This window comes from Tianweitania populi, assembly GCF_014652875.1.
Classification (GTDB): domain Bacteria; phylum Pseudomonadota; class Alphaproteobacteria; order Rhizobiales; family Rhizobiaceae; genus Tianweitania; species Tianweitania populi.
Genome location: NZ_BMZQ01000001.1, coordinates 1,214,504 through 1,226,372, shown reverse-complemented (window position 1 = coordinate 1,226,372; position 11,869 = coordinate 1,214,504). Strand labels below are relative to the sequence as shown.

Here is an 11,869-nt window from a genome sequence, read left to right as displayed (position 1 = left end):
GGGCCTCGCCGTGAGGTCGAGGCTCAGGCGCGGCCGAGAGCCGCAACGCCGCCATAGCGACGATAACCGAAGCTGGTGGCAACCGCCATGTCCAGCGTGCCCGAGAAAGGCGCTTCGCTGGGCTCGGTCGGGGAAGGTGCTGCGCCATGCGATACGGCCAGCGCTGCCAGCGCCACCGCAAACGGAAATTGCGCTTCCTTGAGGTGGCCGGTCAGGTTGGTGAAACCGCGTGCGATCAGGCCGGCCTTGTCCAGCGCCGAACGTTCGGCACGGGTGATGGCCTCGACGCCCGTTGCGCCGGAAATCGCCAGATGTGGGCCGGACAGGTCGAGTTCGGCCAGCATATGAGCAATCTGCGCCTCGTCCGGTGCTGCACCAGCTGCCGCGACGCGTCCGAGTGTTGCATAGATCTTGCGGCCGCGTGCTTGGGCATGCTCGCGCGATTCCAGAACAAGGAAGGCCCCACCCGAACCGCTGACGATGCCGCCACCTTGCGCGCCGGAGCGATCCCAAACGGAAGCCCAGTCGCCGCGGTTTAAGTAGCCGCCGAGCTCGTAGCCAAGCAGCATGTCGGGATGTTCGGTCTGAAAGGCAGCACCCACGAGAGCGTGAGTTGATTGACCGGCGCGAATGCGTGCTGCCGCGGTCTCGATCGCCGAAACGCCTGCGCCTTCTTCTCCCATGAAGGTGCGGGAAGAGCCGGTAACCTTATGAACGATCGAGATATTTCCGGCCAGCAGGTTGGACAGCTGCGCCAGGAAAAGGGTCGGGCGAAGGTCGGTCGTCAGGCGCTCGTTGAGGAGCACGCCGGTATCCGACGAGGTCTGCGACTGCTCGAGGATCGAGGTGTCGACCTCGACATCGCGCTCGCCACCGCCGGCTGCGACGATCAGGTCCATCGTCGCGCAGAGCGCTTCATCGCCCTTGATGCCGGCATCGTCGAGGGCGAGGCCGGCGGCATAGGTGCCGAGGCGCTGCCAAGTTTCCATCTGCCGCTGGTCGGAGCGCTTGGGGATCTGAAGACCCCAGTCGAGCTGCGGCAGAGGATGGATCGTGTATGGCGCGAAGCGGTCGCGATCGAGGATGGGCTTGGGCTGATCAAGCGTCAGCTGCTGCCAATGCTGCTCCGTGCCTTCGCCCAGCGAAGACACGAGCCCGATCCCGGTGATAACGACGTCGCGTGCGCTCATTCGAGGTAAGTGCCTGTTATCAGGCAGCTTTTGCGGCGACGAGGGCGTCGATCTTGGCGCACAGGTTCTTCATGACGAAGTACTCGTCGGTCGAAGCGCGGCCCTCGTTGACGTCCTGCGTCCACTTCTCGAGCGGCACCTTGATGCCGAATTCCTTGTCGACGGCGAAGACGATATCAAGGAAATCAAGGCTGTCGATGCCGAGATCGTCGATCGTGTGGCTTTCCGGGGTGATGGTTTCGCGATCGATCTCGCTGGTTTCAGCGATGATGTCGGCGACCTTGTCGAAGGTGGTGGAGGACACGGGCAATTCCCTTGATGGCGTCATTAAATGAGATTTTGGCCGCGGTTCCTAAATCGTTTTGCCGGGAAGGGGAAGGGCCTTTGCCCTGTCGAGGCCCGGTAGAAGCCGGGAAATGACGGAGCAAAACCGGAAAAATGCACCAGAAAACCGGAATATCACGCCGTAAAATCAAGAAAAAGGCGGGCAAAAGCCCGCCTTTTTCGGTCATTTACGGAGTGTCAGAACGTGATCTTGCCGCTCTCGCCAACATTCGGCTTGCCGCCGGTCACCTTCGTCCGGACGACCTCAAAAGCATGCAGGATCGAGCTGCCGGTTGCATCCCAATACTGGCCCTCGCTCGGGCGGAACGTGATGACGACCACATCGGCCGTTTCCGCATCGCCATCGAACCAAGCGTCGGCATAGGCATTCCAGAGTTCCTTGATCATCGCGCGATCCTGGCTCTGAGTAGCGGTGCCGGAAAGCGACGCAAAGTCGTTGGTGCTTTCGTTGGCGAAGGTCAGGTTGATGTGACGCTCTTCGTCAATCTCGTCGGTCTTCGGGGCATCGGCGTTCGACAGGAAGCGGACGACGTGCTCGTTCTCGTCGAAATGAGGCGCCATCGGACGCGAGCGGATGTCCTGACCGTCGTGGGTCGTCAGCATCGCGACCTTGAAGCTGGACAGCATCTTCCAGAATTCTTGCTTGTCTTTCACGGTATCGTCTCCGGTTTCGGGGTCGGGCGGTGAATGCTTAGCAGGCCGGGAAGGTTCCGAGCTTCTTTGAAGCGGCTTAGTTGAAGATGATACGTCCGGCGATGTGGAGGCCTTCGGGGTTGCGCTTGACGATGACCGCTTCGCCTTCTCGCGCGCCGGCTCCCGTCAGGGAGCGTATGACGTCATCATGGGTGACGAGCACCAGATTGCCGGAACCGGTGAAGCCTTCCACCAGCGCGAAGATCTCGCTCCTGGCGGTTTCCGCTGCAGCCGGATCGGAAGCAGGATCAAGAGCGGGTAGGTCTTTGACGAGGCTCGAGCCGAAAGCGAGATCGGCGGTTTCGCGGGTGCGGCAGAAGCGGCTCGTATAAACTTGCTCCACCGGTTCGGCACGGGCCGCGAACAGAGAGCCGATGCGGCGCGCCTGCTGCTTGCCGCGATCCGACAGGCCGCGCTGGGTGCGGCAGTCATCGAGGTCAATCTTGGGTGAGTCGGTTGTGCCTGCGGCATAACCGTGGCGCAGGAGAACGACGTGCCCACCTTCGCGCAGCAGAGCCCAGCCGGCTTCCGTGGCACTGGCTGGAGCAACAACAAGAACGAGCGGGCTGAGAAGAAGGGAAAGCAGCAGGGTGGCGATGCGGATCATGGATGTGAAATAGCGATCCGCGACCCGAAAGCCAAATCAACCGGCAAGGTGGTGTCAGGTGAACGCTGCGTTGTCGCTTTCGGTGACAGGTTGGATGCATCTTTCCTGAGCGAACTGCGTTCCTAACCCGCAAAACCAATCCGTAGATCGAAAGGGATGCTGATATGTCTATTGCCAGCAACATCAAGGAACATGCCGAAGTTATCGGCGCAGACGGCGTTCACGTCGGCACGGTGGACAAGGTCGAAGGCGACCGCATCAAGCTGACCAAGAAGGACAGCGGCGAAGGCCGTCACGAAGGCCATCACCACTACATCTCGCTCGGCCTCGTTGCCGATGTGGAAGGCGATAAGGTTCGCTTGTCGGCCAATGCCGATGTCGCAGTGACCTTCGAGGAAGAAGAAAGCGGCAAGTCGGCCTGACCGACTTTCTCGCACTACCTGCGAAAGACCGAACAGCCGGGCCATGGTGCCCGGCTTTTTCTTTCTGAGACGAAAGCCGTGTTGCTCGCGGCTGCCGGCGGGCCTATCGAGCCCACATGCATGCGTTGATCGAAACCATCCTGTTCGTGTTCGGCCTGGTGGCGCTTGGCTATCTGGCTGCGCTGACAGGCTTCCTGAAACTCGATGTGGGTGAAGCGCTGACGCATTTTGCGGTTGGCGTGGGTCTGCCCATGCTGCTGTTCAGGACGGTTGCCACAGCGACCTTCGGCGGCGATACGCCTTGGGCCTTGTGGATCACGTACTTCTCGTCGGTATTCATCGCCTGGGGCGTCGCCTTCTTCACGCTTAAGCGCGCCTTTGGAAGGGATGATCGCACGGCGATGACCGGTGGTTTGGCTTCCGGCTTTTCCAACCTGCTGATGCTCGGCATTCCGCTCAGCCTCGGAGTCTATGGTCAGCAAGGCTTCACGACGCTGTCGCTGATCATCTCGATTCACCTGCCGATCATGATGGGCCTGTCTATCCTGCTGTTCGAATTGATGCGGCCGAAGGATCTGCATCGGCCGGGGATGGCAACGGTTCTCCTCGATTTTGGCCGCAAGCTGCTGTCGAACGCCATCGTGATCGGCATTCTGGCGGGCCTGATCTGGCGCTTTTCCGGCGTGCCGATCCCGTCTTTCGTAATGCGCTTCGTGGATGCTTTTGCCAATGCGGCCGTGCCGGTGGCGCTGTTCGCGATGGGCCTGTCGCTGCGGCGCTTCGGTATCGGCAGTCATCTCGGTCCAGTGCTTTGCCTTGTCGGCTTCAAGCTTTTCCTGATGCCGGCCGCCGCGCTGGTGATCGCACTCCTGCTCGGCATGCCGCCGCTTTCTGCCAAGGTGGCGGTGCTTGCCGCGGCCATCCCCAGCGGCATCAACCCCTATCTGATCGCAACGCGCTTTGGCACTGGACAGGCGCTGACATCCAACACGATGACCATGTCGACCGCCTTTGCCGTAGTGACCACCGTGTTCTGGCTCTTTGTGGCGGAGCACGTTTTCACCTAAACTGATTTCGAGCAGAGATAACCGAGATCCCCGTCCTTTCAGGACCCAGCAGGAGACAGAGCGATGCTGCAGAAATACAGCCAGTTCATGAAAGAAGCGAACCTGATCGGCGGCGAGTGGGTGCAGGCCGACTCGGGCGCGACGATCGACGTGATCAATCCGGCGACGGGCCTCAAGATCGGCATCGTGCCGAAATCCGGTCGTGCCGAGACGAAGCGCGCGATCGAGGCCGCGAACCAGACCTTCCTGTCCTACCGCAAGACCTCCGCACTGGAGCGCTCCAAGCTTCTGCGCAAGCTGCATGACGCGATCATGGACAATCAGGATTCGCTGGCCGAACTTCTGACGCTCGAGCAGGGCAAGTCGCTGGCGGAAGCCAAGGGCGAGGTGGGTGCGTCCGCTGCCTACGTGCTGTGGTTTGCCGAAGAAGCACGCCGCACCTACGGCGATGTCGTGCCGTCGCCCTGGGCAGACCGTCGCATTCTGGTGACCAAAGAACCGACCGGCGTGATTGCCGCGATCACGCCCTGGAATTTTCCGTCTTCCATGCTGGCGCGCAAGATCGGCCCGGCGCTGGCAGCCGGCTGTACGGCGGTGGTGAAGCCGGCTTCGCAGACGCCTTATTCGGGTCTGGCCTGGGGCGCGCTGTGCGAGGAAGTCGGCTTCCCGAAGGGCGCGGTCAATGTGGTGACCGGTGCTGCAAGCGAGATCGGCGACGAGTTGTGCGAGCATCCGCTGGTCAAGAAGATCACCTTCACCGGCTCCACCGAAGTCGGCAAGATCCTGATCGCCAAGGCGGCCTCGACCGTGAAGAAGGTTTCGATGGAGCTTGGCGGCAATGCGCCGTTCCTGGTTTTCGACGACGCCAATCTGGAACGCGCCGTGGAAGGCGCGATTGCCGCGAAGTATCGCAATTCCGGCCAGACCTGCATCTGCACAAACCGCTTTTTCGTGCAGGCCGGCATCTATGATGCGTTTGTCGAGAAGTTTTCGGCGGCTGCCGCCAAGCTGAAGATCGGCGACGGCTCGGAAGCCGGCGTGCAGCAGGGGCCGCTGATCGACGAAAAAGCCGTCGAGAAGGTCGAGGAACTGGTGGCCGACGCCAAAGAGAAGGGCGGCACGATCGTGACCGGCGGCAAGCGCCACGCGCTGGGCGGCTCCTTCTACGAGCCGACCGTGATCTCGAACGCCTCGCCGGTGATGCGCTTCATGAAGGAAGAAATTTTCGGACCGGTGGCGCCCGTGTTCAAGTTCGAAAGCGAGGAAGAAGCGGTCGACCTCGCCAACGACACGGAATATGGCCTTGCCGCCTATTTCTACACCGGCGATCTCGGCCGCGCCTTCCGGGTCATGGAAGGGCTGAAATACGGCATGGTCGGCGTCAACGAAGGCATCATCACCACGCCGGAAGCGCCGTTCGGCGGCATGAAGGAGTCCGGTCTCGGCCGCGAAGGCGGGCATCAGGGCATCGAGGACTATCTCGACACGAAATATGTCAGCATCGGCGGGCTTGGGCTTTAGTGGCGGCACTGGCTGCTACCGGATGAGCCGGATCGAGATTTGGAAAGTTTTCGGTGCCGCGGTTCTTGTGACCGTGGCGATCACCGTTCCTTCGCTGGCTGGGGATGACAAGGAGCAGGCCAAGCAGGACGGAAAGCAGTTCGAGGCGCTACAGCACGATCTCGATCGGCGTGCAGACCTGTGGATGCGCAGGCAGGCTTGTCCCGCTGATCTGTTCCAGCAGGATCAGACCCTGTTTTCCCGGTGGGACCTGACACGCGACTATACTGTCGGGGAATGCGAAGCCGACCCCGCAGCATGCCTGAAGGGCTGCTTCGACGACGGCAATGAAGATGCGTGTTTCCAGCTGGCCTATATTCACCAGCAAAACGCGCCGAAAGCGCTGAGCCGCTATTCCCAGGCACTGTTCGCGCAGGCTTGCGCGGCCGGCAGCGATGGCGGCTGCACCAACCGCGCGGCGGGCATCCTGAGGGGAACGACTGACGACGAACCGTTCCTTGCCAAGGTGGATCAAGCGCCGTCCTGCGTGTTTCGCTCATTCGAGGTGACGTGCGATGCAGGCGATGCCTGGGGCTGCACGATGCTTGGCTGGCAATATACGTCCGGTGAAGCGGTTGCTGTCGACACAGCCAAGGCGAGAGCTGCCTTCGAAAAGTCCTGCGCCATCAGCCCGGATTTCGTGGCCTGCGATTACGCGCGCATGGAACTGGAAAGGCTGAATACGCCGGATGGTGCCGACTAGGCGCTCAGCGGTCCTTGACCGACTCCATGACCACGAAGGTCGAGGTCTGCGCGACATAGGGCAGGGCGGCGATCTTTTCGCCGAGCGCGCGGCGATAGGCGGCGATGTCGGTGGTGCGGACTTTCAGGAGGTAATCGAAGCTCGCCGCCATCATGTGGCATTGCTCGATCTCGCGGACCTCCAGCACGGCCTTGTTGAAGGCGTCGAGCGCCTTCGAGGTGGTGTCGGCGAGTTTGACCTGAACGAAGGCGATGTGGCCTTCGCCCATCTTTTCGCGGTCGACCACGGCCTGGTAGCCCTTGATGTAGCCGTCGCGCTCCAGGCGGCGCACGCGGGCCTGCACCGGGGTCTTGGACAGACCGACCTTTTCGGCGAGATCGGCCATGGAAAGACGGCCATCGCGGCTGAGCGCCGTGATGATGTTGCGGTCGAGGCGATCCAGTTCGTCCGTCATGAGCCTTTCCGCAGGTCGATCGATCTGTTTAGGGCTTCGATATAGAGCCAAACGCAATGCCTTGCCATGCTCTTTGGTCTCACTCGCCGCTCACGCGACGTGGTATGTGGCGGTTCCCCTTTTCGAGGCCCGCACGATGTCTGAACCGCTTGCCGTGATCCGTGAAAATATGCGCCGTCACATCCTGCCCGACGAGGCGGAGGTTGTGGCTTCGCTGGTGCAGAGCGCCAATCTCGACTCGGGCGCTCGCGCCGAGATTTCCGCCCATGCGGCGCGGCTGGTTCGCTCGGTGCGCGAGTCCAGCGAGACCGGCCGGATGGAAGCGTTTTTGGCGGAATACGGCCTTTCCACCAAGGAAGGCGTGGCGCTGATGTGTCTGGCCGAGGCGCTGCTGCGCGTGCCGGATTCGGAAACCATGGACGATTTGATCCGCGACAAGATCGCGCCGCATGACTGGTCGGCGCATTCGGGCGAATCGGCGTCGATCTTCGTGAACGCCTCGACCTGGGCGCTGATGCTGACCGGCAAGGTGCTGGATGAAGGCGAAGCGGGCGTGGAGCGCACGCTGCGCGGCATGGTGCGACGCCTGGGCGAGCCGGTGATCCGCCGCGCGGTTTCGGCCGCGATGCGCGAGATGGGCGAGCAGTTCGTGCTCGGCCGCACGATCGACGAAGCGGTCAAGCGCGGCAAGGGGATGACCGCCAAGGGCTATTTGTATTCCTTCGACATGCTGGGCGAAGCGGCGCGCACGGAAGCCGATGCGCAACGTTACGCCAAGGCCTATGCCGATGCGATCTCGTCGCTGGACAGCGGCACTACCGGCACGGATGTTCGCCGCAACCAGGGTATTTCGGTGAAGCTCTCGGCGCTTTATCCGCGCTATGAGTTTGCGCAGCGCGAGGTCGCTGTGCCGGCGATGGCAGAGCGCCTGCTGTCGCTTTGCCTTGCCGCGCGGCATGCTCGCATGGGGCTCAACATCGACGCGGAAGAAGCGGACCGGCTGGATCTTTCGCTGGATATCATCGAGCGCGTGTTGGCCGAGCCGGAACTGGCTGGCTGGAACGGCTTCGGCATCGTGGTGCAGGCCTATGGGCCGCGCGCGGGGTTTGCCATCGACTGGCTGTATGCCCTAGCGGAGAAATATGACCGCTCGATCATGATCCGGCTGGTGAAGGGCGCTTATTGGGATACCGAGGTCAAGCGCGCGCAGATGCTGGGTCTGCCAGGCTATCCGGTGTTCACGCGCAAGGTGCACACCGACGTTTCCTATATCGCAAATGCCCGCAAGCTGCTCGGCATGACGGACCGCGTTTATCCGCAGTTCGCGACGCATAATGCGCATACGGTGGCGGCGATCCTGGCCATGGCGGGGGACCGCACTTCGTTCGAGTTCCAGCGCCTGCATGGCATGGGCGAGGTGCTGCACGAGGCCGTGCGCAAACAGGAAGGCACGCGCTGCCGCATCTATGCGCCAGTCGGTGCGCATCAGGATCTCTTGGCCTATCTGGTAAGGCGTTTGCTGGAAAACGGCGCGAACTCGTCCTTCGTGCACCAGATCGTCAACGAAGAGGTGTCGCCGGAGACCATCGCGCGCGATCCGTTCGACGTGGTGGCGCAGGAAGGCATGGGGCCGAACCCGGCGATCCCGGCGCCGGACAGCATCTTCACGGGTTTGCGGGCCAACTCGAAGGGCATCGACCTGACCGATCCGCTTGTGATCGCGGAGTTGGAAAGGCAGCGTGCGCCGTTTGCGGCCAAGCAGTGGGAAGCTCGGCCGCTGACGCCGGCGAGCGGCGAAACCAAGCGGCGGCCGCTGATCAATCCGGCGCGGCCGGATGATGTCGTCGGCTTCGTTGAAGAAGCGGCCGCGGAGCTGGTTGGCAACGCGATGGCGATCGCGGTGGAAGCGCAACCGGCTTGGGCACAGCGTCCTGTGGCGGATCGGGCCGCCGTTTTGACGCGCGCGGCTGAGCTTTATGAAGCCAATGCCGCCGAGTTCTTCGCGCTGGCCAGTCGCGAAGCCGGCAAGACGCTGGCGGACGGGCTGGCGGAAGTGCGCGAGGCCGTGGACTTCCTGCATTATTATGCGGCGGAAGCGGCGCATGCCGAAAGCGGCAGCGAAGCGCGGGGCGTGATCGCCTGTATCTCGCCGTGGAACTTCCCGCTGGCGATCTTCACGGGACAGATTGCGGCAGCACTCGTGACGGGCAACGCGGTTGTTGCCAAGCCGGCCGAGCAGACGCCTTTGATCGCGATGCGAGCCGTGGAAATGCTGCATGAAGCGGGTGTGCCGACGGAGGTGCTGCATCTTCTGCCGGGCGATGGCGGGAGCGTCGGCGCGCCGCTGACGGCGCATCCGGATCTGGCGGGCGTCTGCTTCACGGGATCGACGGAAGTGGCGCGGATCATCGAGAAGCAGTTGGCGCAGACGGCGGCGCCTGACGCGATGCTGATCGCGGAGACTGGCGGGCTCAACGCGATGATCGTGGATTCCACCGCGCTGCCGGAACAGGCCGTGCGCGATGCGCTAGCGTCAGCCTTCCAGAGCGCGGGGCAGCGCTGCTCGGCGCTGCGCATCCTTTACGTTCAGAAGGATGTGGAAGCGAAAGTGGTGGAGATGCTGAGCGGCGCGATGGCATCGCTGAACATGGGCGATCCCTGGCAGTTGTCGACCGATGTGGGCCCGGTGATCGATGCGGAGGCGCAGTCTGGTATTCGCGCCTATGCAGCCGACATGGACCGGCAGGGCAGGCTGATCGCCAAGCTCGATGCTCCGGCGCAAGGGACGTTCGTTGCGCCGCATATCATCCGGGTGAAGGGGATCGCCGATCTCGAGCGTGAGATTTTCGGGCCGATCCTGCATATCGCGACGTTTGAAGCCGAGCAGCTGGACAAGGTTGTCGCCGACATCAATGCGCGCGGCTATGGCCTGACCTTCGGCCTGCATACGCGCATCGACGGTCGCGTGCAGGAGATGATCGACACGGTTCATGTCGGCAACATCTATGTGAACCGCAACCAGATCGGTGCCGTGGTCGGCTCGCAACCGTTTGGCGGCGAGGGGCTGTCGGGCACCGGGCCGAAGGCCGGCGGGCCGAACTATCTGCACCGTTTCCGTAAGCGCGCTTTGACGGTTGTCGGTGCGCCGGCCGGGACGAGCGTGCGGGTGCGCAACGATCAGTTCGCGGATGCCGTGAAGTCCGGCTGGGCTGCGCGTCATGATCGCATCGCGGCGCTGCGCAAGGTTCTGCGCGGCAAGGCGCGGGCGGCGATGAGCGTTGCGGCTTCGACCGAATATGGTCCGGTCGATCTGCTGGGGCCGACGGGTGAGGGCAACACGCTGCAGCTTTATCCGCGTGGTCGGGTGCTTTGCCTTGGACCGGATGCGGACACGCTGATGGCGCAGGTGGTTCAGGCGCTGGCTGCCGGCAACAGCGTGCTAGCGGTTGCCAATGGCGCACCGCGTCTGCTGTCAGGGCTGATCGGCAAGGAGCTGCCGCTGCAGGCGGTGGATGGTCAGGTCAATGCGGACGATCTGGCTGCGCTCAACGTGGATGCCGTGGCCTTTGCGGGTGCCGGGGAGGCGTTGCGGGCGCTTCGGCAGGGTCTTGCCCGCCGATCAGGTGCGATCATCCCGGTGATCTCGGAAGTGTTCAACCCGACGGCCTATGCGCATGAACGCGCTGTGTGCGTGGACACGACGGCGGCCGGCGGCAATGCCAGCCTGCTTGCCGGGTCGTCGGAAGGCGGGACGGGTTTCAGCGGGGCTTCCAGCGGGCTTTAAGATGCCTTGGCCCGGTTGAAACATCGGGCGCTATAGCCTGCATACAAGAACGCCCGCAGCGATGCGGGCGTTCTTCGTTTGCGTCGATGAGCGCTCCCTGCGCCGACGGCGCTCAGGCGCCTTCGACGGGCGTAAAACCCTCGAACTGAGGATGACCGATATAGGCCGGCTTCGAGTCGCCGGTGTTGCGGTGGGAGGCGCGGAAGTGTTCCGAGCGCGTCCAGGCGCGGAAGGCTTCTTCGTTTTCCCAGATCGTATGGGAAGCGTAGAGCGTGTAGCCTTCCTGCTCGTTCACGGGCCCACGCAGGAGGTGAAAGGTCTTGAAGCCTTCCATCTCGTTCAGCCTGGAGTCGCGGTTCTTCCACACGGCCTCGAAGTCGGCTTCCGAACCCGACACCACCTTGAAGCGGTTCATCGCTACATACATCGTGATCTTCTCCTGCGGGTCTTAAAGGCCGAACTGAACTGAGCCAGCGCGCGAATTGGTCTTCAAGGCTGCGCGGCAGCTCGCCGTGTCGACGCCTTCGCCGGTGCAGTCGGTGACTTCGTTGACCAGGATGCGGCCGATCTTTGCGCAATCCGCACCGGCCAGGTTGAAGCGGGTGACCTTGGTCTTGCCCGCTGGCAGTTCCTTGAACTCCAGCACGGTCAAGCGGTCGACCGCGCCTTCCGTGTTGAACATCGCGATCTCGAAAGCCGCGCGGTTCAGCGTATTCGGGAAGCCGTTATTGACCACGAAGGTCAGGCGGCAGCCATTGTCAGACTTTTCCAGCCCATTGAATTCCAGCGACAAGGACGGCGCGGACTGCGCCAAGACATTGCCACTCGACCCCAGCATCATCAGCGTGCTCGCCGTTGCAGCCGCGATGATTGTCCCCAGTCTCATTCCGATCATCCTCACATGTTTCGATCTCACAATACCCATACAGGTCTTGCGTGTCGTTTAAAACATGATAATCGTAGTCAGGTAATCGCGGCGGGAGGTCCTGCCGCCTCGACACGAAGGAGAGAGCGATGTCGATTACCGCAACCCGCATGGAATTC

General features: G+C 62.5%; 12 protein-coding genes. 5 read left to right on the top strand and 7 right to left on the bottom strand.

Annotation, left to right across the window (positions count from 1 at the left end; genetic code table 11):
• Positions 1-23 precede the first annotated feature (23 nt).
• The 4 genes from IE166_RS06060 to IE166_RS06045 form a co-directional block, all read right to left on the bottom strand.
• Positions 24-1,190, bottom strand: coding sequence for a beta-ketoacyl-ACP synthase (locus IE166_RS06060; protein WP_189502507.1), 1,167 nt, complete (start codon positions 1,188-1,190; stop codon positions 24-26).
• 19 nt (positions 1,191-1,209) lie between these two features.
• Positions 1,210-1,494, bottom strand: coding sequence for an acyl carrier protein (locus IE166_RS06055; protein WP_385964687.1), 285 nt, complete (start codon positions 1,492-1,494; stop codon positions 1,210-1,212).
• Between the two features lie 218 nt (positions 1,495-1,712).
• Positions 1,713-2,189: a pyridoxamine 5'-phosphate oxidase family protein gene (locus tag IE166_RS06050; RefSeq protein WP_189502505.1), complete on the bottom strand. Its 477-nt coding sequence runs from the start codon at positions 2,187-2,189 to the stop codon at positions 1,713-1,715.
• 76 nt (positions 2,190-2,265) lie between these two features.
• Positions 2,266-2,835 carry a histidine phosphatase family protein gene (locus IE166_RS06045; protein WP_189502503.1) on the bottom strand — a complete coding sequence of 190 codons (570 nt, stop codon included), beginning with the start codon at positions 2,833-2,835 and terminating at the stop codon, positions 2,266-2,268.
• Between the two features lie 164 nt (positions 2,836-2,999).
• Here IE166_RS06045 and IE166_RS06040 point away from each other — a divergent pair, with 164 nt between their 5' ends.
• From IE166_RS06040 to IE166_RS06025, 4 genes are all read left to right on the top strand, one after another.
• Positions 3,000-3,257: a DUF2171 domain-containing protein gene (locus IE166_RS06040; protein WP_189502501.1), complete on the top strand. Its 258-nt coding sequence runs from the start codon at positions 3,000-3,002 to the stop codon at positions 3,255-3,257.
• 116 nt (positions 3,258-3,373) lie between these two features.
• Entirely contained in the window at positions 3,374-4,324 is a 951-nt protein-coding gene (locus IE166_RS06035; RefSeq protein ID WP_189502499.1) for an AEC family transporter, read from the top strand.
• Positions 4,325-4,387: 63 nt separating this feature from the next.
• On the top strand, positions 4,388-5,845 hold the full coding sequence (locus IE166_RS06030) for an NAD-dependent succinate-semialdehyde dehydrogenase (RefSeq protein WP_189502497.1): 1,458 nt from the start codon (positions 4,388-4,390) through the stop codon (positions 5,843-5,845).
• A complete protein-coding gene (locus IE166_RS06025) occupies positions 5,817-6,587 on the top strand; it encodes a sel1 repeat family protein (RefSeq protein ID WP_189503329.1) in 771 nt (256 codons plus the stop codon). The genes IE166_RS06030 and IE166_RS06025 overlap by 29 nt, the downstream gene beginning before the upstream one ends.
• A gap of 4 nt (positions 6,588-6,591) precedes the next feature.
• Here the strand turns inward: IE166_RS06025 and IE166_RS06020 are convergent, their stop codons facing one another.
• Positions 6,592-7,041: an Lrp/AsnC family transcriptional regulator gene (locus IE166_RS06020; RefSeq protein WP_189502495.1), complete on the bottom strand. Its 450-nt coding sequence runs from the start codon at positions 7,039-7,041 to the stop codon at positions 6,592-6,594.
• Positions 7,042-7,177: 136 nt separating this feature from the next.
• On the opposite strand from IE166_RS06020, the gene putA reads away from it, so the two are divergent.
• Positions 7,178-10,825, top strand: a complete 3,648-nt coding sequence (gene putA, locus IE166_RS06015; protein ID WP_189502494.1) for a bifunctional proline dehydrogenase/L-glutamate gamma-semialdehyde dehydrogenase PutA — start codon at positions 7,178-7,180, stop codon at positions 10,823-10,825.
• 112 nt (positions 10,826-10,937) lie between these two features.
• Here the strand turns inward: putA and IE166_RS06010 are convergent, their stop codons facing one another.
• Complete coding sequence (locus IE166_RS06010) at positions 10,938-11,252, bottom strand: antibiotic biosynthesis monooxygenase family protein (RefSeq protein ID WP_189502492.1); 315 nt, start codon at positions 11,250-11,252, stop codon at positions 10,938-10,940.
• A gap of 21 nt (positions 11,253-11,273) precedes the next feature.
• Complete coding sequence (locus tag IE166_RS06005; protein WP_189502490.1) at positions 11,274-11,711, bottom strand: hypothetical protein; 438 nt, start codon at positions 11,709-11,711, stop codon at positions 11,274-11,276.
• Positions 11,712-11,869 lie beyond the last annotated feature (158 nt).